Consider the following 22,987-nt stretch of genomic DNA (forward strand, 5'->3'; position numbering starts at 1 on the left):
TGGAAACGAACGGGAAACCGATGCGTGCGGCAGCTTTCCGCGCGCTGCAGACGTTCGCGATTGTTGTCCACCAGCGCCGCTCGCAGCCGCGGCATCCTTCAAGACGGGCGGAGAACCGAATTTCGCTGCACATTTGATAAATGTCTGTTTTCGAACCTAGAGCTGTGCATCGACCCCATACGCTCGGCGATTTCAACGAGCAGTACAACGATCGTCGGTTCTAACGGGGTGGTAGCGGGACAACTCGGCGGCTTTGAGATGCTGAGCGAACACGCGGCGACGCTCGAGCAGGAGTAAGCGCCAGAACGGAGGCAGACTTACGCGAAGGCGCAGACGTTTTTTTTTCGGTAAAGATGTCGTAGTGGGGGCGCGAGAAAACGCTTCTTTGGCGCCTGCTACCCTTCGGTCATTCGGCCGTGGCCCCGCTTAAGCGCTCCATCAAGCCTTCGCATTCCGCTGTGCTGCCGACTATCTCGCCCGGCGCCTCGACTCCAGAGAGCTGAGCCATGTCGGCAGCGGCGCGAGTGAGCACCTGGTCCGCTTGTTCCGGCGTCAGAAGGCCCTCTGCCTCCGCGGCCCCTATCGTTGAACAGACCCCGGCCGAAAGTCCTGTTGCAATGCCGACACCTGCCGCCGTGCCGCCAATCATGGCGCCGCCGAACATGGCTCCACCAACGAGCCCCACGACGAGGCCGATGACTCCGATCAGTACTTTGCCCATTTCATACTTTCCTGTTCAGACGCCAGCCCCATAGGGCCAGACAAGATTGAGGAGGAGGAGGACGACGAACAATGCGCCGAACCTGATAAACGTCTTTCTGCCCCTGGACATTTTTTCGAAGGAGCCGATCTGGTTCAGTCCCCAGAGGACTACAAAGATTAGAATGCCCGTGACGACCATATGTGGAATGTCAAATGTCATTTTCTCCTCCAGAAATTATCGAGCCCTTCATGAAGCGCGGCGCCCGTTCAACGCGCGGGAAATGGCCCTGAAGAGGGCCGGGTTCAGCAGTGGTGCAATAATCGCCAGCCAAGGCAGCTCCCAGTCGAGGACGCCCACCAACATGTTCCAGGGCAGGTCCAGCGGCATCAGGAATGCCCCCGAGAGGGGATCCTTCGGCTGGCCGAAAAGTCCTAATGTTCCGACGGGTAGGAGTGCCAGCGCAATGAGATAAAGCCCGCCGAAGACGCGCAGGATCCATTTGCTTCAGACACTCATCCCGTCTTCCGATCAATTCGCGAACTCGCTGAAGACGGTCACGCTACCGTTGTCCTCGAGGCGGCAGGTGTATTTTGCCCCTGCTGCATCGAGTGTCAGGATTGGGCCGCCGCCGGTTTGGATACGGTCGAGTACACGGATTGCGCCCTGGCTCGCCCCCGTCATCCGGGAAGCCTGCTCTATGCATGGGCCTGTCATGGCGTTGAACTGTGTATCTGTGCCGCTGAGTCCAGATCCGCCTGTTGCGCTGCCACTCGTCTCCACGCAGCCTCCAAGTGCTGCGGCCGTCAGGGCAAGTGCCGAGATCCTAATGTAATTCATCCTGCATTCCTCCTTCATGATCTGCAGAAACTTTCGCTGCCGCCTTCTGGCTGGCAGCGGAAACACATTTTACGCGTTATGCGCCCCGCCGGACCATCCGGACGAGCAGGAGCAAAATCACCGCGCCGACGACTGCGGCAAAGAACGTCCCGAGAATACTGCCGAAGCTGATACCGAGAAGCGGAAGCAAAACGTTGGCGAGGATCGAGCCGCCGATACCGACGAGCACATTGGTCCAGAAGCCGGATCCGCCGCCCTTCACGATCAGCCCCGCGAGCCAACCGACAATCGCGCCGATAACGATGGCAATGAGCAGTCCAATCACCAGGCCGACACCGGTGCCGATGGCTTCCGCCGCCTCCTCCTGCGCGAGCGCCGGGCCGGCATGGAGAAGAACGGCGGGAAGTAGAATGGCCAAACGATTTTTCATTGTAGGTGTCCTTTCCCAAGGCAGAGCGCCGGCAGCGCGGCGGGAATGCGTATTTGGAGGAAGGGGCGGGCGGATCCTGCCGGTCGCCCATGTACCCCGCTTTCCACGGCTTTCAGAGAGCGCCTTCGCTGCCCATGAACATGAGCGATGGGTTCGATCCATCGCTGGAAACGAGGCAGCGCCAGGGAGCGCCGTTCGCACCGACCCGCATGTAGACGGCCGTGGCAGCTTGCGAGAACTCGCTGCCCACGACGGTGACGCCGCCGGTGGTTTCTGCGGACAGCGCGTTTTGGCACGCGCTCACGGCGGCATTGCTCACCGATCCGTCCATCGTCTCGATAAAGGGCGGGCCGGAAGCAGCCGGCGCCATCGGACCGCCGGTCGAGCCGCTGGTTTCGACGCAACCGGCCAGCGCAGCCGCGGCCACGGTCAGGCCAACGAATGTGAGACGTGAGTTCATGGGTCTTTCCTCCTTGGTGTAGATTCTTGTTTCCGGGTAGCGAATGCTGCATGCGTTCATTGCAGATACCGGGCGTTGACCCAGCCGCGCTCGCGCATGTCGGACATCATCTCGATCTCGCACCAACGAGAGTTGCCGACATTCTGACAGCCGAGCATGGTGACATTGTCGCCATTGGCCAGTGCGCCAACGATGCGATTACCGGTGCCCGGCCCGCTGCGGACGTTCAGCACATCGTTCGCAGGTACGCCATGGACCCGTACCGTGTTTCCGCCACCGCCTTGTGCCGATGCCACCTGGTCGCCCGGCCCCGGCAAGCGGAGGAACCGCGCCGAAACCCAACCGATCACGCCGCCATCCGATGCCTGGACGTTGCACCATTGCTGGCCGTCGGACATCGTGCAGCCACCCGCATTCCGCAGGACACGGCCATTCTGGAACTCGCCGATCTTCTGGGCGCTGGCTCTCGGCGCCTGCCGGACGTTCAGCACGTCACCGCCCGACACCCGCACGACAAAGAAATCCTCCTCAGGCAGCAGGCCGGAGCCGGATGATCCCGAAGACGCCGCGCCCTGCGACCCGCTGCCGGGCGCGATGTAGACATCGATGGAGAAGCCCACGGTTTTGCCAGTATCGGCATCGTTGCCCATCAGGTAGACACGGATCGCCCAGTTGCCGCTGGAGGGAAGCGTCACCTCGGCGCGCTGGCCCTCGTTGCTGCCGTTGAACAGCGCCGGGTAGTCCTGCCCGGCCGGCAGGATGTTGAAAAATGCCGAACCGTTGCCGTTGGTGCCGGTGACTGCGAGCGAAACGACCATCGTCTGCCCGCCCTGCGCCCCCAGGACATAGTCGATATACTCGTTGCCGATGATGGTGCCATTGATCGTCGTGCTCGTGGCGCCGGGCTCGAACTGGATCTGCACGCTATCCTGCGCGAGCGCGGGAGACAGCCCGCCGCTGAAAGCCGTAGCATAAAGGCCGAGCGCGGCGGCGGCGATGAAGGCGGTGAAGTTTCTGCACTTCTTGAACATGCGGGGCGTCCTTGTCTGTGTGTTTCTTGGTGAGCCTTCTGGCAATGGAGTGCCGCGCTATTGCGGCAGGGGATCTTCGGGCGTGGCATAGACCGGGCGCGCCGCGTCCGCGCAGGACCGGTTAAGGTCCTCTTCGGGCGACAGGATGAATGCCTGGACCAGCGCATTGCCGCATTTGTTGAGCAGTCCGGCCGTGTGACCGGCCATCGGAATCGTAACGACGGTAGCGTCAGAGAGCGTCTCGGCAGCGCGCATGCCCCATTCGGCCGGAGTCCCGGTGTCGAGGGCGCCGTTGACGACTAGTGTCGGGAACCTGCTTTCAACACCCGGCGGGGGTGGTGCGTAGCTGTCGGCGGCCAGGCCAAGCTGTCGGCAGCCTACCTGGTAGTTGGCGGTCATGTAGGCCATCTTGCCGATCATCTCCGGCGCCTCGAAATCGCGATAAGCCGCGAAGGCCACGTCGTTGAAGATCGTTTCTGCCTCGTCGTTGCAGGTCACGACACGGTGGGTGATCGTGTCGATGGACCCGATGCCGCGCGCAAATCCTGCTGCCGTAAGCTGGCCGAACACCTGTGCGATCTCCTCCTCCGAGAGCCGCTCGGCCAGCCCGACCATTTCGGCCTGTAGGACCGGAAAGCTCACCGTCGCGCGAATGAAGGCCAGCAACCCCTCTCGTGTTCGCTGTTCGGGATGGAGCAGATAGGGCTCTCGTTTCGATACGACGACATTGCCGACTATGCCGCCGCCAAGGTCGAGGTAGTTGTCGAAAATGGCGAGGAAAAGCTCGGAGCGCGTCGTCGCTTCCAGGATCGAGATCCGGATCACACCGTTCGACAAGAGCATCAACCCAAGCTTCTCCTCGATGGCGTCGAATTGTGAAGAGATGCCCTCCAATTCCGCCGTGATCGATGCGAGCCCTTGAGGTTCTGCCGCAATGGCCTGCTTCGCCGCATCCGGCAAGGCCACCTCGTAGCGAGCGACAGCCTTGGCGAGGTCAAAAACACCGGTCTCACCGTCTTCCAGTTCGCTCACGAGACGTGGCAACCAGGGTAGCAGTCCCTGTTGGCTTGTCACGGCGGATCGAAGAACCTCCGCAAGATCTTCGGACGAGATCACACCCCCTTCCGCGCGCGCCAGCGGCTTCGACCGGAGCGACGCCAGGAGCCTGACGGCACGCTGGCGGATATCGGGATAGTCGGCGGCACAGGCCGCATTGGCCTCGCAATCCTCGAAGACCCGCAGAATAACCCAGGGCGTCGCGAGCGCGTTCTCGTAGTGATCCCGGTTGGGTGCGGCCACCCCGTCGAGCACAACGGAGCGCAGTTCCGGGAGACTGCTGTCCGGATGCTCGGCGTAGTGCTCCATGATCGCCAGCGCGACGGTCGTGCCGTAGGAGCCGCCGAACAGCGAGTAAGCCGGGTACCCGAGATGCTCAATGAGCGCGATGGAATCTCGAACGGAATTGGCCGTGTTGTACTGGCGCAGGTCAATACCGCGTGCCTCGAGATAGGGCAGGCAGCGGCCACGGTCGATGAAGCGCCAATAGGCGTCGATGGCCTCGTACACCTCGTCCGGGTCGCTGAACGCATTCACGCCAAGCGCGTCGATCGTTGCATCGGCCGCCGCGATATTGTCCTCGTGGTTCCCCGGGTCGGTCACCTGCACATCCATCGGGCAGAAGAGGTCGTTGCTGTGGGCTGTGCCGCGCTGGTCGAAGACAACGACGTCGCGGTTCGCGCGTAACTCCGCCGTCCCGCTCGATATCAGGGCAAGGCTATTCAACGCCGATCCGCCGGGGCCACCCTGTAATTACACCACCGGATCGCGGAACGGGGCGAGGCTCTGGCTCTTGAGAACCACGTATGAGAGAGGGATCTTCCGCGCCTCCGGGGCGTCCCAGTTCTCCGGCACCTGGAGCTGACCGCAGATAATCGTTTCGCCGGGAACTTCCTCGGGAGGAATAGTAATCACGCATTCCGAGCTGGCCGGCTGCGCGGTCGCGGCACCAAAGAGACAGATTACAAGCATGGTACCGGCTCTGAGCGAGCCCTTCACGATCTGATGCATGCCTGTCCCCCCGACGGCAATTTCTTTTCCCGGTCGCGCCCGAATCTTTAGTTGGGCTTTCCGAGCATGTTCTTCGTTGACCAAAAGTAGAGCAGCGCAAATCAAAGTCACTTGATTCAAAACAAGTTTCCGCCTGATGGTCTGAAAATGCAGGTCTTCCGGCACCGAAGACGACAGAACAGAATAAGTTCCGCGCTTCTGAATGAGAGGCCAATCGAACAGCGCTGTTATTATTCCCCAGCGGCTATGGCCGTCGGGAGCGCGGCATCGCAGATGAAGCCGCCGCGCCCGGTGGCCGTCTCGGCGACCATGGACCCGCTGGCGAAAGACACGATGGTAAAGGCCGCATCGAGATCGTACTGCACCCGCCCGGAGCCGTAGTCGAGCCCACGTACCAGGCGGAGAACGCTCGTCGTTGCGCCCGTCTCCGTGGCCAGGTGCGACGTGCAGATACCCGACGCGCAGGCCATTGCGTCTTGAGGCGTCGTATCCTTTTCAGCGGCATAGAGGATGATCCTGTCGGCGTCGTCTGTCGCAGTCGTAGCAATCTGAAGTGCCTCCACGCGAGGTGTTCCTGTTCCCGAACCGTCGTTCCAGGCGATGGCGCCCCGACACTCGATGATCGCGTCGCCGAGAATGTCCTTGATGTTCCCCTCTGCGGAACTCGCCATCGGCGTGAGAACGAACATGGCAGCAACGGCAAAACGACCGACCTTTTCCGCGCGCCGCGAACGATCCGAAGCGATGCTGCTTTTCCCGCGATCCTTGTTCCCGACCAGCTTTTCCATGGGTGTCCTCTTGCAATGCGTACACGCTACTCTGACTTTCTCGGTGACCCGGCCATGATCTCAATGTGGTTGAACACCGCACTGCGCCAGTTTCGTAAGTAGTCTTGCAAACGCCGAGGACCGCAGTGCCGCATTGATTGTTCCGGAGTTGCTGACTACGAAGATGATCGCCCGTGTGTATTTCGGCACTTCTCTTTTCATTCAGAAAAGAGCGCGGCGAGTGGTGTGAGTGGCCACTCGCCGCTCATTTTCACAAGGCGGCTCGTCGGGTATGCTCCTCAACTCGAAGGGTCTTTCGGTCGATGGATATATCTTGCGGATAGCGGCGGTATTTTCGACCTGTCGGAAACGTCCGTTATGGAAGTCGATGAACTTCTTTTCCCGGACACAAACGCAGCGATTGCCTCTGAAATGTCAGCATGGTTTACTTGAATCATAGAACTGCAGGCAATCAGGGCGGACAGAAATATGGCATATCGCGGTGATGGTGGCGGCAAGTGGACCCGGCGGCAAACTCTCGCTGGGCTTGCGGGGTCAGGGATTATCGCAGGTCTCCCTCTTGTCGCAAACGAGAACGATGAGATCGTCTACGACATCAATAACATGCTTCCCGGCGACTACACATGGCATCCCGATCGGTCGCCGGCCGGCGCGGTGGCCATCGTGGTCTCGCTCCCGGAACAGAAAGTACATGTCTACCGTAATGGCATTCGGATCGCGGTCTCGACATGCTCGACCGGAAAGAAGGGTCACGGAACACCAACTGGTGTTTTCACCATCCTGCAGAAGGACAAGGACCACCGGTCCTCGACATACAACAACGCGCCGATGCCGAACATGAACCGGCTGACCTGGGACGGGATAGCACTGCACGCTGGGAACCTTCCGGGATACCCGGCGAGTCATGGATGCGTGCGGCTGCCATTGGCGTTCTCTGAGAAACTCTTCACAGTCACCCATATCGGCACGCCGGTTATCATTGCGGGCGCGAACGGCGATCCTTGGGAGTTGACCCATCCCGGGCTGGTCCTTGGCGGCACAGCGGAATCCGAGATGTCTGCCGCAGTACAGGCGCTCAGCGCCAAGTCACACCCGTCCGACTGGGGACAGGCTGCCGACTACCCTGTCACGACGGTCATGGCCACGGGCGCAGACCGCCGTATTGTCCTGATCGAAGATGGTGTCGAAATCCTTGAAGCCGCTCTGACGGTCGACGGCTCCCCTGAGCTTGGCGAACATGTCATGATGCTGACCCACCCGAAGCCGGAGGACACGTCCCTGGTCTGGCACGCCGTCACCCACCATCCTGATCCGGGTGCGGAGAACCTTGGAATGCCGGAGGCGGGAATTCTTTCCCGGTTGCGCGCACCCAGGGACTTCAATTCAGCGCTGCGCGAACGTATGCATCCGGGAATGACAATGATCGTGTCGGACCTCGCGGCGACGCCCGACCGGCGAACCGGACGGGACTTCGTGATCATGGCCGGTGAAAACCTGACATCGCCTCGACCCAGGATCCGAGGGGACGAGGTCGATCCCGTTTCTCCGGGGGATAGTCGCGGCTGATCCGTCACCCTGGCGGAGATAATGAGGCTGTCGTCATATCCGCCGTGTCACTCTCGCAATATTGCCGATCGGAACCGGTCTGTTGTGAAGGGCGATGACGTCCCTCGTAGTCCCGTCCATCGCCACCGCCGCCGAAGATCGGAAATTCGGAACGGAGAGGGGATTGCGAAGACTGGGGGAAAACAGAATTCTGCTGTCAAACGCCAGCTAGGGGGAATCGACCATGGGCTTGTTTAGCTTTTTGAGAGGCAAGGGAAAGAAACTTGGTGCAGCGGAGGCATCCGAAGCGCCTCCGCCAAAGGAGGCTCTGGAGAAAGAGCTAGAGGATCTGGGTCTCGATACGAGCGGCGTCGAGCTTGAGGTCGAGCCGAAAACGGCCAAGGTCAAGATCAAAGGACAGCCGAAGGATCAGGAGACCCGAGAGAAGGTGATCCTCGCGGTGGGAAATGTCGAGGGCGTCGCCGAAGTCGAAGACGAGGCAGAAGGCCCGGAACCACGCTTTCAGACCGTCGAATCCGGTGACTCTCTGTGGAAGATCGCCGAGGCAACACTGGGCGACGGTTCGCGCTACACGGAGATCTTCGAAGCCAACAAGCCGATGCTGAAAGACCCGGACAAGATCTACCCCGGCCAAGTGCTGCGAATCCCGACTGCCTGAGGTCTGGAGGATCGAACGAGACATCCGCGCCCCGCCGGGACATGGCGAATGCGCATTATCTCGGCAGATATTGTTCCCGGGTGCGGATGTCCCGGCACTGCTCGCATTCCTGAGCGCGGTAGGCGGTCTTCTGACCGGGTGCCGCCCGATGCAAGAACCCCGCGGAGGCAGGCATTCTCTTGCGATGAATCTGCGCCTATCATCCGGTTGAGTACTCCGGATCACAATGGAGGAAAAGCTGGACAGTGCGGCGATAAGCGAAATCCGCAGACGCTTGGGCATCACGCAGCGCCAGCTCGCAGATCGTTTTGGCGACGACCAGGGGACTGTGAGCCTATGGGAGCGTGGCGTCGAAAGCCCACGACCTGCAAGACATGCGAGATTGCGTTCCCTTCTGTTCGGGCAAGGGGAACGGCGGCATATTGAACGGAGCACCGCCTCGTCCTGCACGAAATGCTGCCGGCCACGCTGCTGGATGGGCTGCTTGCGGCTCATGGAGGCTTGGGCCTCGGCCGAGAGGCTGTTCCGTTCACGGGGGCAGGACACGTCGAAGCTGCTTGGCGTGACCTTCGAGAGATACGTCGACAGGCTTGGCTGCCCCGAACTACTTGACGGGTTGCTCCAGTCCGGGTTCCTGATCGGAGACGCTCTGCTGTTCCGCTTTTCGGTCAACTCCCGCGGCAACGGAAACACGACTGTCTGGGCGCCGATCTTCGACGATGGCCGCCTGGTGGGGCTCTGTTGATGGCATGGATGCCCCCTCCCGACAGCATCGCAACGTGCCAAGATGATGTTTGTTGAAGGCATCACGGAGGTCAAAATGGAAAAATGAGCCCAACGGTGTCGCTGAGCGAAACAATGGGAGCGACTCAATAGACCGACCCCGAACAATGGGCTATCGCAAATATGGTAAAGGTTCACTTGCCAAGGTTCGCTGACTCGAAGTTGCATTGCCGCGTGCAAGTTGGATCATATCGCGTGTGTTGGAGGACTGTGGATTGAAAGTTGCCTTGCTTGCCGGCGGCAAAGGAACCCGCCTTGCCGAGGAGACCTCCATCAGACCGAAGCCGATGGTCGAGATCGGTGGCCGCCCGCTCCTTTGGCACATCATGATGCACTATACCCAGTATGGGCACCATGAGTTCGTGATCGCGCTCGGTTACCTGGGCGACTACATCAAGAAGTACTTCGCGGATTACGCAACGCTGACCGGCAATCTTACCATCGACATGGAGCCGGGAAAGCCGTCCATCGTGACCCGCCACGAAGCGCGGCGTGAGCCCTGGAAGATCGACCTCGTCGAGACCGGCATGGAAACCCTGACCGGCGGGCGGATCAAGCGTCTGAAGGACTACCTCGGGGACGGGACCTTCATGCTGACCTGGGGGGACGGCCTGTCGAATGTCGATTTCGACGCGCTTCTGGCGTTCCACCGCAAGCACGGGAAACTTGCCACGATCACGGCCGTCCGGCCGCCGGCGCGTTACGGTCACATGAAGTTCGACGGCGATAAGGTGGTGAGCTTCGAGGAGAAGCCGCAGACAGCCGAAGGTTGGATCAACGGCGCCTTCTTCGTTCTGGAACCGGCCGTGCTCGATTACATCGACGGTGACCTGGTGATGTTCGAGCATGCGCCGCTGCAACGCCTGGCTGCCGACGGCCAGCTCATGGCCTACAAGCACACCGGCTTCTGGGCGGCCGTCGACACCTTGCGCGAGAAGCAGGTGCTGCAAAACATGTGGGAGGCTGGCGACCGGCCGTGGGCAACCTGGGAGACGTGACGTGCGTGTACTCGTAACCGGTAACCGGGGCTACATCGGGACGATCCTGACCCCAATGCTCGAAGCCAGGGGGCACCGTGTCTTTGGCCTCGACAGCGACATTTTCGAGCGCTGCACCTTCGCACCCGGCGGCGTGGTCCCTGCGGTGCCAACCCTGCGCAAGGACATTCGGGACGTTTCGCCTGAGGATTTCATCGGTATCGACGCCGTTTTGCACCTTGCCGCGCTCTCGAACGATCCGCTCGGCAACTTCCGCCCCGAGGCCACCTACGACATCAACCATGCTGGCACCATGCGGGTGGCCGAGGCGGCCCGCGCAGCCGGTGTCCGTCGGTTTGTCTTCTCATCCTCGTGCAGCAACTACGGCGCGGCTGGCGACGACATGCTGGACGAGACAGCGGCGTTCAATCCGGTAACGCCCTATGGCGTTTCGAAAGTTCGATCCGAGGAGGATCTGGAGAAGCTGGCCGACGACCGGTTCTGCCCCACCTTCCTGCGCAGTGCCACCGCTTACGGCGTCTCGCCACGGATTCGGTTCGACCTGGTTCTGAACAACCTGGTGGCCCATGCCGTGACCGCCGGCGAGATATTCATGAAGTCAGACGGTACGCCCTGGAGGCCGATCGTCCATATCGAGGACATCGCACGGGCATTCTGCGCAACGCTGGAGGCGGACGAGGACGACATCCGCAACGAGGCCTTCAACGTCGGCGTGACCGCGCACAATTACCGCATCTCCGAACTGGCCGAGATCGTCGCCGGTGTGGTCCCCAATGCCCGGATCGCCTATGCGGAGGATGCTGGCCCGGATTTGCGGTGCTATCGCGTCTCTTGCGACAAGATCCGCCAGGAGATGCCGTGGTTCGAACCTCAGTGGGATGCCGTCAAGGGCGCCGAAGAGGTCTATGCCGCCTGCCTTGCGGCCGGGCTGACGCGGGAGGATTTCGAAGGCGTGCCCTATCAGAGGATCGCGCACCTCCGGAAACTGACCACGGAAGGCATCATCGGCGAAGACCTTCGCCACACCGCACCTGAGGCCGCAGCGACCGAGCGATTTGCCGAGCGCGCGGCCGAGACGGCATGCGTGTCCTGCGGGAACAAGGGGCTGGTGCCTGTGGTGGACCTCGGGCTGATGCCGCGATCGGACGGGCTTCTCGATGCCTCGGGCGTCGGCCGGCAGGTCGGAATGCATCCGCTGCGGGCCGCCTTCTGCCCCGAATGCGCGCTGTTGCAGCTCCTGGAGACGCTGCCGCCGCAAGAGATGTTCGGCTCGGACTACCTCTATTTCTCTTCCTATTCAGAGGATTTGCTGAAGCACTCCCGCGATCACGCGCTCGAGCTGATCTCCCGGCATGGACTTGGCGGTGACGACCTCGTCGTCGAACTGGCCAGCAACGATGGCTACATGCTTCGCAACTTCGTCGAGGCCGGCGTGCCCGTGCTTGGGATCGACCCGGCCGAGAAGCAGGCCGAAGCCGCTCGCGCGATCGGTGTCGAAACGCTGTCGGATTTCTTCGGCCTCGATCTGGCACGGTCACTGGCCGGCGAGGGGCGCCGCGCCAGCCTCATCATCGCCAACAACGTCGTGGCCCATGTCGAGAACCAGAACGATTTCGTCGCGGGCATTCGGGCGTTGCTGCGGGACGATGGTGCTGTCGTGGTGGAGTTTCCCTATGTGCGCGATCTGGTGGAGAAGAACGAGTTCGACACGATCTATCACGAGCACCGCTGCTATTTTTCCGTGACCAGCGCGAAGAACCTGTTCCATCGGCACGGCCTCTTCCTGAACGATGTGAAACGCGTGCCGATCCACGGCGGATCGCTTCGTCTCACGTTCGGGACGGTGTCGGATCCGACGCCTGCGCTGGCCGAGATCCTTGCCGAAGAGGCCGCGCTCGGGATGGACGGGTTCGAGTATTACCGCGGCTTTGGCGAGACCGTGAGCGCCTTCCGCGAACGGGCGCGCGAGCTTGTGCTGGGCCTGAAGACATCGGGCAAGCGCATTGCCGGATACGGGGCGGCGGCCAAGGGAACGATCCTGCTCAACTACCTCGGTCTCGACGAACGGGTCCTGGACTTCGTGGTCGACAAGAACCCGCACAAGCAGGGCAAGTTCATGCCCGGCGTCACCATCGAGATTGGCGGGCCTGAGCGCCTGATCGAGGAAAGGCCGGATTACGTGCTGATCCTGCCCTGGAACTTTCGCGACGAGATCATTCGCCAGCAAGACGAGTATCTCGCCGGCGGCGGTCGCTTCATCGTGCCGATCCCCGATCTGGAGGTGGTCTCCAAGTGATCGATACGCCCATCGCGGCCCTCGGTGCGCCGAGGACAGATTGTCCGGCCTGCGGCGGAGGCGCATTGAAGGAGCTCCTGCATCTGCCCGCGATCCCGGTGCAAAGCTGCATCCTGCTGGACAGCGCCGCCGATGGCGCCGGCTTCCCGCGGCACCAGATGCGCCTGACCTTCTGCGAGGAATGCGGGTTCATCTTCAACGCCGCGTTCGACGAGCGGCTGATCGACTACGCCTCGGTCACCGAAGAGACCCAGCATTTCTCCGGAACCTTCAACGCCTTCGCCCGAAAGCTGGTGCAGGAGATCGTCGCGACCTGGCCGCTGGAAGGGCGCAAGGTGCTGGAGATCGGCTGCGGCAAGGGAGATTTCCTGCGCGAGGTGTGCCTGGCCGTGCGCTGCGAGGCGCTCGGTATCGATCCGGGATTCATCGAGGAACGACTGGAGACGCCGCACGACGGCTCGCTGCGGTTTCAGCGGGAGTATTTCGACCCGGCGACCGTGAAGATGCGCCCGGACCTCGTGATCTGCCGCCATACCCTGGAGCATATCGGGGAGGTCAGGGACTTCGTCGACGATATCCTGCCGCTGGTCTCCGACAGGCCCGATTCCGGGGTCTTCTTCGAGACGCCGGACGTGGGCAGGGTGCTGCGGGAAGGCGCGTTCTGGGACATCTACTTCGAGCATTGCTCCTATTTCACGCCAAGCACCCACGCGGGGCTGTTCTGGTCGGCGGGCTACGACGTGACGGCTCTGCGCCTCGATTACGGCGAGCAATACATCATCCAGCACGCGCGCGCCGGGCGCGGCGCGCCGTTGCGGCCGTTCGCGGCAGAAGAGTCGTTGGAGACGCTTGCCGCGCTCGCAACCGCATTCCCGGCCAGGGTCGCCGAGGTCATGGGCCACTGGCACGACTTCGTCACCAGCCGGCACAGGGACGGCAGGCGCCTTGCCATCTGGGGCGGCGGGTCGAAATGCGTGAGCTTTCTGACCTCGCTCGGCCTCGCCGACGAGATCGCGCAGGTGATCGACATCAATCCTTACAAGCAGAACCGGTTTCTGCCTGGCACCGGCATTCAGGTGATGGCACCGCAAGCGCTGGCGGCCACGCCGCCGGATACGGTCATTGTCATGAATCCCGTGTATCTCGATGAAATCGCGCGTAGCCTTGCCGATATCGGGCTCTCGCCGGAGATTGTCGCTGTCTAGCGGCGCGCTTCCGAGAGGAGAAGGAATGGCGACGACTGGCATGACGGAGACCCCGGCTCCCGGAGCCAAGGCAGAACCAGCGCCTTCCGTGCTGAATCCGTCAGTTGCCAAGAACATGGCCATGGTGGTTGCCGGCAAGGTCGTCGCGGTCATCGCCGGCATCGCCGTCACCGTTCTGACCACGCGCCATCTCGGTCCCGAGGATTATGGCCGATACCGTGAAGTCCTGAACTACGTAATTTTCGGCTCCGTGCTCGTGGATCTCGGGCTCTACATGACCCTTTTGCGGGAACTCGGAAAGCCCGGCTCCCATGCCCGTTACTTCGGTGCCGCGATGGCCCTCCGGCTGGTGGCAACAGGCGCCGCGCTCTTCCTGGCCGCTGTCGCGGGCCTCTTTCTGCTGGACGATCCGGTTGTGCGGACGGGGATGTTCGTCGGAGCACTCTACTTCACGGTCTACCAGGCGAGCGAGTTGCTGATCGCGGTGTTCCAGCGGCATCTGCGACAGGACCGGCAGGTGATGGCGGAAATGGCCGGCAGCGCGGCGCTCATTGCCCTGACAGTGCTGGCGGTTGCGCTCGACGGGGGCGCCGTGGCAATGCTGGCGGCCCTGGTCGGGTCGGCGGCATTGACACTGGCACTCGCGTGGCGATGGGCGGCGCTGCTGGAACCTTTCCGGCTGGTGGCCGATCCTGCCATCTGGCGCAACCTTGTGATCGAGGGACTGCCCTTCGCCGGCTCGCGAATCCTGCTGATCGTCATTCTCCGCGGCGACATGCTGGTGATGGCGGTGACACAATCCTCCAGGGCGCTCGGACTTTACGGGATCCCGACCAAGGTTTTCGAGATCGTCACATCCATGCCGCCTCGGTTCTCGGGCTTGTTGATGTCGAACTTCACGGAAGCTGCTGCACGGCGGGACTTTGCGCGTCTCTCGCGGGATGTCGGAGAGGTCGTGTCGGTGATGCTTTGGTTCGGGGCAGGTGTCGTGATAACGACCACGGTATTCGCAGAGGAGATCGTGGTTCTCATCGGCGGCAGCGGCTTTGCCGATGCCCGCGCCGCGATGGTGCTGATCGGGCCGGCGATGGCCCTTTCGGCCATCACCAGCATTTTCCGCTTTGCCCTGGCTGCGGTCGAGCGGCAACGGCAGCTGCTGTTGCTCGACGGCGCCGCCGCCATCGTCGCTTTTGGGCTCTTCTGGCTGCTCATCCCCATCCATTCCGGCGCGGGTGCGGCGGTCGCAAGAACCCTGGTCGAAGCCTTTATCCTGTGCGGTGTCGCGGTGATGGCCTATCGCGCCGGCATCAGGATGCCGCTCGCACGAAAGCTCGCGGGCGCAGCCCTGGCCGGCGTTCTCGGCGCAGGGGCGATGTATGAGCTTTCCGAGGTGACTGGCCAATGGTGGCTCGGCTTCCTGCTCGGAGGGCTCGTCTACTGCGTCATAGCTCTTCTCGTTGGGCTGTTGCCTGGCAGAAGGATCCTAAGCTGGCTTCGGGCCAGGCTCGCCAGAACGCGCGTTTAGGTGGAGCGCACTTGCATGGGAAGATGGCACCGAAACCGCCGAAAGCGTTGCATCACGCAGCCGAATCGGAACCAAATGGGAATGGGTTTGAGGAGAGTGTCGGTACCGCGCGAGCGGCCCGACGCTTCGCTGGGGAGTGCCTCATCTTAGAGGTAGAAAGAAGATGAGAAGTGTTCACGAGTATCCTGCCGAGTTGAAGAAAACGCCGAATGCGTCGCCGGCAGCTACGATCGGAATTCCGGTCTACAATGGAGAGAACTACCTCGAGGAGGCGATAAGCTCTGCGCTGCGCCAGACCTTCGACGACCTCGAGGTACTGGTGTGTGACAACGCCTCAACCGACCGAACGGCCGAGATCGTCAAGGATCTGGCGGCTTCCGATAAGCGGGTCACCTATCTCCGGAATGAGACGAACATTGGCGCCGCAAGGAACTACAATCGCGTCTGGGCTGAAGGCCACGGCAGATACTTCAAGTGGCTCGCGCATGATGACCGGATGAAGCCGGAATATCTGGAGCGGACGATGTCGGTGCTGGACGATCGCTCCGAGGTGGTCTTGTGCAACAGCCGAGTGGATTACATCGATGCGGAGGGGGCTGTCTTCGATCAGTACGACGGCATCCTGGCCGTGGCCGATCACGCCCGCCCGTCGGACCGTTTCGCCGCTATCGTGCTGAGATCCCATTCCTGCGTCGATTTCTTCGGCCTTGTCCGGCGAGACGCGATGGAGAACTCGCTGCTGCATGGGACATTCCACGGCGCAGACCGGGCCTTTCTCGCTCAGATGGCGCTTCGGGGAGGTTTCGCCCATATTCCGGAGCCGCTGGTGGAGATGCGCGAGCATCCCAACCGCTACACGAGGCAGAATATCTCCGTGCAGGCGCGGCAGACCTGGCACGACGGCGACCAGGGACGCCGTTTCGAGGTGCCGTCTCTGATCCTCTACCGCAAGTATCAGGACATCGTTGCGCAAGAGGGATCGCTCGCGGCCGATGAGCGCCGCCGATGCAACCAGGTTCTGAAGCAGTGGTGGTTCACCAATTGGAACTCGCTCCGGGTGGCCGTGGATGGCGTCTCGAATGTCATCCCCGGGTTTTCCACGTTCGCCGAGAATGCGAAGGTTCGGCTCTTTGGGGCTGCACCCGGTCATTTCACGAAGCGGTGAGAAAGATGACCGGTCCTGGAAGATCGCTGCTTCGGAGGGGGGCATGGCCGACCGCTGTTTCAGGATAACAGTCGTCGCCGCCTGTCCATTTCCGGCGCGCAGAGGAACACCTATCCGCGTCGAACGGCTGACAGAAGCGTTCCAGGACGTGGGCAACGATGTGGAACTCGTGACCTACCACATTGGCGAGGCCGACTATTCGATGGCGTTTCCGGTCCACAGGGTGTTTGGAAGCCTGGAACCCGGTACGATAGCCCCAGGGCCGACGGCCGCAAAGCTCCTCCGCTACGATCCGGCGATGGTCAGGCTCCTGAAGCGCCGTTTGCGCGCGCGCCCTCCGCAAATGATCTATGCGCATCATTTCGAGGGTTTGCTGGTGGCGCTCGCGGCCCGTGGCAGGCGCGCCATCCCCATCGTCTACGATGCCCACACGATGCTTGCCAGCGAATTGCCGACGTACCAATCCGGACCATTGAAGTCCGCGTCGAGCAGATTGGGTGCGTTCCTTGACCGCTCGCTCCCGTCCCGAGCCGATCATGTGGTCACCGTCACAGAAGATATCCGGTCCGCGCTCGTAGAGCGACACGGCCTTGACCCGGACAAGGTTACCGTTGCGATGAATGGCGTCGAGGTAGAGGAATTCTCTCCCATCGTGCGCGATGAGGTGGAGCCGAATACGCTCGTTTACACCGGTACCTTGTCTCAATATCAAGGTTTCAGCGATCTTCTCACGTCATTCTCGGTCGCGCGCGATTCCTGCCCTCAGCTAAGACTCAAGGTCTACACGAACGGCAATTTCGACAGCTTGGGACGGCAGGCCGAGACGCTTGGCGTACGTGGCTCGATCGATGTGGCGCCGGACACCTTCGAAGATCTGCCGGGCCGCCTCGCGCGCGGTGCGGTAGCCGTGCTCCCGCGTTCGATTTGCGATGGAATTCCTCAGAAGCTGTTGAACTACATGGCAGCCGGGATCCCTGTTGTCGCCTATCGGGGATCTGCAAAGGTGCTGGAGAACGAGACCAACGGCCTGGTTGCTGAGAACGGGGACACTAACGCGTTTGCCCAACACATTCTGCGCCTTGTGAACGACCCGGTAAATGCTGAGCATCTTGGAGCCAATGCACGCGGCAAGGTGCTCGGGACAATGAACTGGCAGGCCGCCGCCAGAACGTGCCAGGGCGTGTTCGACAGGATCGTGAGCAGCTAACGGCCATTCTTTGGCCAATTGTTCAAATCGCGGGGGGAGCCGGCCCGAGATCTCGGCACTCGAGCGGGAGGCGGCATCCGGTCGAAATCACCTTCGGCAAAGAGTCCCCGGCGATCTGGCCGCCGATACTTTCATGGCGCAGGCGGAAGCCCGGTACTCTAGGAAGCCTCGGGCGCGGGCTCAGGAGGTGAAGCGCCCTGCGGCAGGTCCGGTCAGTCGGTGTAGCCGAGTTCAGCCAGCAGCAGTCTGCCGTGGGCGAGAGCGTTCTCGAAGTCCTGCTGTTCGTCGATGCCGTCAGGAACAAATCGACGCCACTTTCCGATCCGTGCGCGCGATACTGTCTTCTCGATGTTGGTCAACAGTGTTTCGGAAGGAGTGATCTCCAGGAACTCGAACATGGCACGAGCGTGGGCGCGCGGCTCCTGGCAGAAATCCTCATAGCGCAGCTCAAAGTATTTCGTCGGCCCGAGGTCACGGCCAATCCTGCGTGCGCTCGAAACGCAATGGATCCACGATTGCATCTGGAGGCGAAATCGATGACGTACAATGGCTTGCGGGTCCGCGAGATCAATGTCCTTCCACGACGACATTCCATGCTCTCCGAAGGTCACCATCTCGCAAAACCGTCGATAGTCGAACTTGCGCAAGAACCGTTGATGCGGGTTCGTGGCGAGTTTCCAAAGTTTCCTCGCGAGGCGTTTGGGGGCGCGCGCTGATGGCGGCGGCATTGTCAGCTGGAAATAGCCCCCGTCGGACAGCATCACGTCGCGCCCGTCGCGGATGACATGGACAAAGCGCGAGTCCGGGAAGCGCTCGGTGAGTTCGCGCATGAAGAAGAGCGTCTCGCTCAGTTTCCAGCCCCACGGGCGAGCGTCGGCCGGGTCGTGGCCCTTGAAGAAGTAGGACAACGTGTCGTGCAATCGCACATCGATGAGTTTCTTCGCCGCGTCCGGCTGGTCGAGAAGCGCCGGCATGGCAGGATCGCTCAGGATCGGCAGTACGAAGCGTGCAAACCAGATCTCGCTGTCGAGAAAACCGTCCGCGATCTCGGCACCGTTGAACACCCCGGCCTCGAGTAACGCATTGGCAACGGCGCGTGTGCCAGAATGCGGACGCCCGACGATAACGAACGGGCCGGGCCTGGCGCAACTGATGATGTCGGTCGAGATCCTATGCCGGTCATCAGCCATTGTGGCGTAGCTCTATCGCCCGCTCGTAGATTGCTTCGAGCTTTCGGGTAAGTACAGGCCAGGTGAAGTCTCCACGCATGCGCGCGCGACCTTCGATCGAGAGGTGTCGGCGTTGCTCGGGCGCGTCCAGGAGATCGTCGATTGCCTGTGTGAGGCTGGCCGCGTCCCCCCGAGGCACGAGAATGCCAGCTCTGCCACAATCGACAATTTCAGGGATGCCGCCGCTTTCGGTCGCGATAACCGGAACGCCAGCGGCCATCGCCTCGGCAACAGGCATTCCGAACGGCTCGTTCCATACCGACGGAAAGACGACGATCGTGGACGCAGAATAGAGATCATGAATGGTGTCATGCGGCAGTGCACCCTTGAAGTTCACCCGCTCGACCGCATCGGGGGCGACCCTCGCTTTCATGTCCTTGAGAAACGCCGTCTGGTTGGCAAGAATCTGCCGGTAGAGCTTGCCGGGCAGTGTCTCCCCGTAGAACCCGCGAAGCGTGGCATCGAGTGGGTCATCCGACACGCCGACGTGAAAGGAGTAGGGCAGAAGCCCGGCGCCACCAACCAGATCGAGTTCGATATCGTCGCGCCGGCGCGCCACCTCGTTGAACGCTTCAAGAAGCACATGTATGCCCTTTTCGGGGGAGAGCCTGCCGACAAAGAGCAGCCGTTGGGGGCCGGATTGCGGCGCATCAGTTTCTGGCGCTTGGTCCTGGACAACGTGATCCACGCCGTTCCACAGGACCGCGTTCCGGGACGAAAGGGAGGGTGCCTTCTGGACCAGACGATCCACGAGGAACTGTGAACAGCCGATCGCGAGATCAATCGCTGGCAGAGCCGGATTGAGGACGCTGTCGGGCGCCATAGAGGCCGTCTCACCGTGCATGTGGAGTAACAGCGCCGCGTTGGGCGCTGCATCGCGCAGCATCGGCATGAACTGAAAGTACGTGAAGACATGGACGATATTGAAGTCCTCGCCCTCGAGAGCGTGCGCGACCTCCTTGAAGTAGCCGGAAAAGTAACTCTGCCGCGTCATCAGCGGAGGTGAGACGTCGAAGATGCCGGTCACTCGATCGGCAAGCTTGAATGCATTCTTCAAGGGCACGCGGATCGTGACGACCTTGAGATTTCCCTCTTTCTGAACGCGATCGCCTTCCTTTCCTCCGCAGTACAGAACGGTCTTGTGTCCTGACGCAGCCAGTTCGCGCGCAAGATTGTATCCGACGATGGCCAACGAAGAGCCGTGTGAAAACGGCAAGGCGACGCTGTCGAGCGGTTGCACGACGATGGCTATCCGCATCCCGTTCCCTTGTGGCGTTTCACCGTAGCCCCTTTCGTCGCTTGCGCCAGCAAAGCGCGGGCAGTGCCACGCTGAAGGCGTTGGGCCAATCGAGAGCCATTGGGCTGCCAGAGATCGGAATGACGCTCTGCAGGGGCAGCGCGCAAGCTTGCCCAGGTAATACAAGTTTTGTACCCGCACGGCCCTCGCCGATCAACCGGATGCGTCAGCGATCTCTGGGAATAGGCAGGGCAGGGTGCTCTTGAGTATGTCGGCATGGGAACGCGTGCCGAGTTCAAGTCTTTGACTCCATCGTCAGTCCTCGTCAATCGTTGGAAACAGCCCAGTGGAGCACCAGGCGATGGAAAGGATTTCCATCGCCTGGTGCTCCAAGTCTGCAGGGAAGACCTGGCCGGTGTGTTGGAGCTTCACTGCAGGCCCTATTCCCGTTCATCAGCCCCCCGACATTCTGCGGTGACGGCGGGACACGGACCTGAAGCGCGCACCAATAGTGGATGATCTCTTATGCCGTCTTGTTGAAATCCGATGGATCGTGTCTCATCCTCCGCGGCCGCCAGTCAGCCGTGTCCCCTATCGCGAGCAAAGTTACTTCAACATGACCCACTTCTGTCACCGGCGATCGGGAGACTGGCAATGACAGGCACCCAACCCACGCATATCCCCGCTGAAATAGACATCGTGGTGGCAGCCTATAACCGCGGCCGGGTGCTTTCGCGGGCGTTGCGGACAGTCATCGCTCAGACCGAACGAAACTGGCGGGCGCTGGTCATCGGCGACGGCTGCACGGACGATACGGAATCCCGGATCGCGGCGTTGGGTGATCACCGCATCAAGTTCATCAATCTGCCGGAACGTTTCGGCGAGCAGGCTGGCCCGAACTCGGTCGGCATGGGGTTGGCGGACGCGGACTACGTCGCCTTTCTCAACCAGGATGACTACTGGTTTCCCAACCACCTGGCTCTGGCCGTCAGAGAACTCGAAAGGTCCGAGGCAGACATCTATTGGTCGAGGGCGGCATTCTTCACCAATCGTGGCGCCTGGGAGGACAGGGTCTTCTTCTGCGACGTGTCCCCCTGCGGTCGCCGCTTCGAGGACATGTACGACTGCAACTACCGTCTTGCGGAACCGATGAGCGCGTGGGTTGCGCCACGATCCACTCTGAATCGGCTGGGCCCAATGAAACTGGCGAGCCAGACCGCGCAGATGCCCATCGTCGAGTATTGCCAGCGCGCCTTCCGAACCGGGATGCGGCTCGAAGCGGGAACTGAGATCACCGTTCTCAAGGATCGCGTCTGGCATCCGCCTCCCGGCTACGGCAACCAGGCCCACTACGCAGAGACCTGGGTCCGCCAGATCGAATCCGGAGACACGGATCGCCTGAGACAGACCATCGACGACGAGCTCTGGCTTGCCGATGCGCTCGGCATGACACGGATCGGCCTCCCCGCGATGAGGTCATTCCGGCAAGGGGCGAAAGCGCATATCGACCGCCACTGCGGGTTGAACCTGACCGAGATCGGTGCGGCGGCGCGGACACGCTCGCCATTGCTCCTGAACCGGGTCCTTCGAAACCGGACAGGCGCGACAGTCAGGCAGCAGCCACCGCTCGAAGACATGGTGACTTACGCCCGAGGTGTGATGCAATGACGGGGGAGGCAGACGCGATCCGGATTTGGCTCCGCGAGGCCCGTGCCAACAGTCACCTGCAGCTCGACAGGGTTGCTTTGGCTGACTGCGCCCAGTGGCTCTACCGAGACGGTGGGCTGCATCATGCGACCGGGAGGTTCTTCTCGATCGTCGGGCTCGAGGTGAAGGACGTCGGGGAGGCAAGGCACGGCCGGCAACTCGCCATGATCGACCAGCCCGAGGTCGGCTGGCTGGGTTTCATCATCCGCCGCACGCCGCACGGGATCGAATGGCTGCTTCAGGCCAAGACAGAGCCGGGAAACATCGATGCCACACAGCTCGCCCCGTCAATCCAGGCTACCCGCAGCAACTACAACCGCGCCCACGGCGGACGCCCGACGGAGTTCCTCGACCTGTTTCGTGGGGCCAAGGCTTTCGTATCGGACGGGCCGCATTCCGAGCAAGGCACCCGGTTTCTCTGGAAGTTCAACCGAAACAGCGTGCTGATCCTGCCGGACGGTGAAGCGCCCGACGCTTCCGGGCTGGAGCATTGGAAGTGGTGCCCGTCCGGATCGATCCGAGACCTGTTAGCTGATGACTACTGCGTGAACACCGACGCACGCTCGGTGACCGCCACCGCGCCCTGGGCACTGCTGGCCGATGGCGGGGCGTTGTTCTCCGCGCCGGCACTGGCCGCGTCCTACGAGCAAGTCGTTGAGCCGAAGGAACTGGAGTCGTTCCTGGACCGGATCAACGCGCTACCGCATGGGCGGGTACCAAGATGGCAGCATATCGCTCTGGACGAGATGGCGGGGTTTTCGTGGGGAGACTCCGGATTGCTCGATGACAAGAACGACGAACAGGTGGCCTGTTTCGAGATCCGGGTGAGGGGGCGGGAAGTCGACCATTGGTATCAGCCCTTCCTCATGCAGAAGGGGCAGACCGACCATGTGCTTCTTATGAGGCTGACGGAGAAGGGTGCCGAATTTTTCGTTCGCCTGTTTCACGAGGTCGGTTTCGGAACCCGCGTGGAATACGGGCCATCGCTTCACAGCGCATTTGAACTTGCCCCCATTTGACCGGACACCTACGCGGTTTCGGTTTGGGCCCTTATGAACTCGCGGGGCGAGCGCCATTTCAGGCCGGAGTGTGGGT

The 22,987-nt window shown here is 61.7% G+C and carries 22 protein-coding genes and 1 pseudogene; 12 read left to right on the plus strand and 11 right to left on the minus strand.

The window, feature by feature from the left end:
- Positions 1 to 406 precede the first annotated feature (406 nt).
- From CHB86_RS23495 to CHB86_RS23535, 9 genes are all read right to left on the minus strand, one after another.
- A complete protein-coding gene (locus tag CHB86_RS23495; RefSeq protein ID WP_089235558.1) occupies positions 407 to 721 on the minus strand; it encodes a hypothetical protein in 315 nt (104 codons plus the stop codon).
- A gap of 15 nt (positions 722 to 736) precedes the next feature.
- Positions 737 to 922 (minus strand): hypothetical protein, encoded by a 186-nt coding sequence (locus tag CHB86_RS24420; RefSeq protein ID WP_141134991.1) that lies wholly within the window; start codon positions 920 to 922, stop codon positions 737 to 739.
- 27 nt (positions 923 to 949) lie between these two features.
- Complete coding sequence (locus tag CHB86_RS24960) at positions 950 to 1,090, minus strand: hypothetical protein (RefSeq protein WP_217898371.1); 141 nt, start codon at positions 1,088 to 1,090, stop codon at positions 950 to 952.
- 526 nt (positions 1,091 to 1,616) lie between these two features.
- On the minus strand, positions 1,617 to 1,970 hold the full coding sequence (locus CHB86_RS23510) for a GlsB/YeaQ/YmgE family stress response membrane protein (protein ID WP_217898372.1): 354 nt from the start codon (positions 1,968 to 1,970) through the stop codon (positions 1,617 to 1,619).
- 112 nt (positions 1,971 to 2,082) lie between these two features.
- The gene (locus CHB86_RS23515) at positions 2,083 to 2,430 is read right to left on the minus strand and encodes a hypothetical protein (protein ID WP_089235561.1); all 348 of its coding nucleotides are present in this window, start codon (positions 2,428 to 2,430) and stop codon (positions 2,083 to 2,085) included.
- Between the two features lie 56 nt (positions 2,431 to 2,486).
- The gene (locus CHB86_RS23520; protein ID WP_089235562.1) at positions 2,487 to 3,461 is read right to left on the minus strand and encodes an SH3 domain-containing protein; all 975 of its coding nucleotides are present in this window, start codon (positions 3,459 to 3,461) and stop codon (positions 2,487 to 2,489) included.
- Between the two features lie 57 nt (positions 3,462 to 3,518).
- Complete coding sequence (locus CHB86_RS25320; protein ID WP_089235563.1) at positions 3,519 to 5,243, minus strand: alpha/beta hydrolase; 1,725 nt, start codon at positions 5,241 to 5,243, stop codon at positions 3,519 to 3,521.
- A 27-nt stretch (positions 5,244 to 5,270) separates the two neighbouring features.
- Entirely contained in the window at positions 5,271 to 5,528 is a 258-nt protein-coding gene (locus CHB86_RS24805) for a hypothetical protein (protein WP_089235564.1), read from the minus strand.
- A 230-nt stretch (positions 5,529 to 5,758) separates the two neighbouring features.
- Positions 5,759 to 6,316, minus strand: coding sequence for a hypothetical protein (locus tag CHB86_RS23535; RefSeq protein WP_089235565.1), 558 nt, complete (start codon positions 6,314 to 6,316; stop codon positions 5,759 to 5,761).
- Positions 6,317 to 6,784: 468 nt separating this feature from the next.
- Here CHB86_RS23535 and CHB86_RS23540 point away from each other — a divergent pair, with 468 nt between their 5' ends.
- The 10 genes and pseudogenes from CHB86_RS23540 (at position 6,785) to CHB86_RS23585 (ending at position 17,719) form a co-directional block, all read left to right on the plus strand.
- Positions 6,785 to 7,882 carry a L,D-transpeptidase gene (locus CHB86_RS23540; protein ID WP_089235566.1) on the plus strand — a complete coding sequence of 366 codons (1,098 nt, stop codon included), beginning with the start codon at positions 6,785 to 6,787 and terminating at the stop codon, positions 7,880 to 7,882.
- Positions 7,883 to 8,105: 223 nt separating this feature from the next.
- A complete protein-coding gene (gene lysM / locus CHB86_RS23545) occupies positions 8,106 to 8,540 on the plus strand; it encodes a peptidoglycan-binding protein LysM (RefSeq protein ID WP_089235567.1) in 435 nt (144 codons plus the stop codon).
- A gap of 226 nt (positions 8,541 to 8,766) precedes the next feature.
- Positions 8,767 to 8,898, plus strand: a pseudogene (locus CHB86_RS25370) (helix-turn-helix domain-containing protein); the annotation flags it as partial.
- 126 nt (positions 8,899 to 9,024) lie between these two features.
- On the plus strand, positions 9,025 to 9,285 hold the full coding sequence (locus CHB86_RS25165; RefSeq protein WP_245838330.1) for a hypothetical protein: 261 nt from the start codon (positions 9,025 to 9,027) through the stop codon (positions 9,283 to 9,285).
- Between the two features lie 253 nt (positions 9,286 to 9,538).
- Positions 9,539 to 10,321 carry a glucose-1-phosphate cytidylyltransferase gene (rfbF, locus tag CHB86_RS23555; protein WP_089235569.1) on the plus strand — a complete coding sequence of 261 codons (783 nt, stop codon included), beginning with the start codon at positions 9,539 to 9,541 and terminating at the stop codon, positions 10,319 to 10,321.
- Position 10,322: 1 nt separating this feature from the next.
- A complete protein-coding gene (locus CHB86_RS24965; protein ID WP_217898373.1) occupies positions 10,323 to 12,617 on the plus strand; it encodes an NAD-dependent epimerase/dehydratase family protein in 2,295 nt (764 codons plus the stop codon).
- A 65-nt stretch (positions 12,618 to 12,682) separates the two neighbouring features.
- Positions 12,683 to 13,822 carry a class I SAM-dependent methyltransferase gene (locus CHB86_RS23570; protein WP_245838331.1) on the plus strand — a complete coding sequence of 380 codons (1,140 nt, stop codon included), beginning with the start codon at positions 12,683 to 12,685 and terminating at the stop codon, positions 13,820 to 13,822.
- A 25-nt stretch (positions 13,823 to 13,847) separates the two neighbouring features.
- A complete protein-coding gene (locus tag CHB86_RS23575) occupies positions 13,848 to 15,347 on the plus strand; it encodes an oligosaccharide flippase family protein (RefSeq protein ID WP_176443004.1) in 1,500 nt (499 codons plus the stop codon).
- A 163-nt stretch (positions 15,348 to 15,510) separates the two neighbouring features.
- A complete protein-coding gene (locus CHB86_RS23580; protein ID WP_089235571.1) occupies positions 15,511 to 16,512 on the plus strand; it encodes a glycosyltransferase family 2 protein in 1,002 nt (333 codons plus the stop codon).
- A gap of 43 nt (positions 16,513 to 16,555) precedes the next feature.
- A complete protein-coding gene (locus tag CHB86_RS23585; protein ID WP_176443005.1) occupies positions 16,556 to 17,719 on the plus strand; it encodes a glycosyltransferase family 4 protein in 1,164 nt (387 codons plus the stop codon).
- A 212-nt stretch (positions 17,720 to 17,931) separates the two neighbouring features.
- Here the strand turns inward: CHB86_RS23585 and CHB86_RS23590 are convergent, their stop codons facing one another.
- Positions 17,932 to 18,909: a sulfotransferase gene (locus tag CHB86_RS23590; protein ID WP_089235573.1), complete on the minus strand. Its 978-nt coding sequence runs from the start codon at positions 18,907 to 18,909 to the stop codon at positions 17,932 to 17,934.
- Positions 18,902 to 20,206, minus strand: coding sequence for a glycosyltransferase family 4 protein (locus tag CHB86_RS23595; protein ID WP_089235574.1), 1,305 nt, complete (start codon positions 20,204 to 20,206; stop codon positions 18,902 to 18,904). Before CHB86_RS23595 ends, CHB86_RS23590 begins: the two co-directional genes overlap by 8 nt.
- Before the next feature lie 633 nt (positions 20,207 to 20,839).
- On the opposite strand from CHB86_RS23595, the gene CHB86_RS23600 reads away from it, so the two are divergent.
- Together CHB86_RS23600 and CHB86_RS23605 are read left to right on the plus strand one after the other, a co-directional pair.
- Positions 20,840 to 21,853 carry a glycosyltransferase family 2 protein gene (locus CHB86_RS23600; RefSeq protein ID WP_176443006.1) on the plus strand — a complete coding sequence of 338 codons (1,014 nt, stop codon included), beginning with the start codon at positions 20,840 to 20,842 and terminating at the stop codon, positions 21,851 to 21,853.
- Complete coding sequence (locus CHB86_RS23605; protein ID WP_089235576.1) at positions 21,850 to 22,911, plus strand: NDP-hexose 2,3-dehydratase family protein; 1,062 nt, start codon at positions 21,850 to 21,852, stop codon at positions 22,909 to 22,911. Before CHB86_RS23600 ends, CHB86_RS23605 begins: the two co-directional genes overlap by 4 nt.
- Positions 22,912 to 22,987 lie beyond the last annotated feature (76 nt).

Origin of the sequence: Tropicimonas sediminicola, from assembly GCF_900188335.1 — a bacterium.
In the GTDB taxonomy this organism is placed as follows: Bacteria; Pseudomonadota; Alphaproteobacteria; order Rhodobacterales; family Rhodobacteraceae; genus Tropicimonas; species Tropicimonas sediminicola.

Coding starts and splice junctions, on each gene's coding strand:
- CHB86_RS23580 (WP_089235571.1), top strand. CDS start 15,511: ATGAGAAGTGTTCACGAGTATCCTGCCGAGTTGAAGAAAACGCCGAAT.
- CHB86_RS24805 (WP_089235564.1), bottom strand. CDS start 5,528: ATGCATCAGATCGTGAAGGGCTCGCTCAGAGCCGGTACCATGCTTGTA.
- CHB86_RS24960 (WP_217898371.1), bottom strand. CDS start 1,090: ATGCCGCTGGACCTGCCCTGGAACATGTTGGTGGGCGTCCTCGACTGG.
- CHB86_RS23585 (WP_176443005.1), top strand. CDS start 16,556: ATGGCCGACCGCTGTTTCAGGATAACAGTCGTCGCCGCCTGTCCATTT.
- CHB86_RS23540 (WP_089235566.1), top strand. CDS start 6,785: ATGGCATATCGCGGTGATGGTGGCGGCAAGTGGACCCGGCGGCAAACT.
- CHB86_RS23495 (WP_089235558.1), bottom strand. CDS start 721: ATGGGCAAAGTACTGATCGGAGTCATCGGCCTCGTCGTGGGGCTCGTT.
- CHB86_RS23595 (WP_089235574.1), bottom strand. CDS start 20,206: ATGCGGATAGCCATCGTCGTGCAACCGCTCGACAGCGTCGCCTTGCCG.
- CHB86_RS23510 (WP_217898372.1), bottom strand. CDS start 1,970: ATGAAAAATCGTTTGGCCATTCTACTTCCCGCCGTTCTTCTCCATGCC.
- CHB86_RS23600 (WP_176443006.1), top strand. CDS start 20,840: ATGACAGGCACCCAACCCACGCATATCCCCGCTGAAATAGACATCGTG.
- CHB86_RS23575 (WP_176443004.1), top strand. CDS start 13,848: ATGGCGACGACTGGCATGACGGAGACCCCGGCTCCCGGAGCCAAGGCA.
- CHB86_RS23605 (WP_089235576.1), top strand. CDS start 21,850: ATGACGGGGGAGGCAGACGCGATCCGGATTTGGCTCCGCGAGGCCCGT.
- CHB86_RS23590 (WP_089235573.1), bottom strand. CDS start 18,909: ATGGCTGATGACCGGCATAGGATCTCGACCGACATCATCAGTTGCGCC.
- CHB86_RS23520 (WP_089235562.1), bottom strand. CDS start 3,461: ATGTTCAAGAAGTGCAGAAACTTCACCGCCTTCATCGCCGCCGCCGCG.
- CHB86_RS23515 (WP_089235561.1), bottom strand. CDS start 2,430: ATGAACTCACGTCTCACATTCGTTGGCCTGACCGTGGCCGCGGCTGCG.
- CHB86_RS24420 (WP_141134991.1), bottom strand. CDS start 922: ATGACATTTGACATTCCACATATGGTCGTCACGGGCATTCTAATCTTT.
- CHB86_RS23535 (WP_089235565.1), bottom strand. CDS start 6,316: ATGGAAAAGCTGGTCGGGAACAAGGATCGCGGGAAAAGCAGCATCGCT.
- lysM (WP_089235567.1), top strand. CDS start 8,106: ATGGGCTTGTTTAGCTTTTTGAGAGGCAAGGGAAAGAAACTTGGTGCA.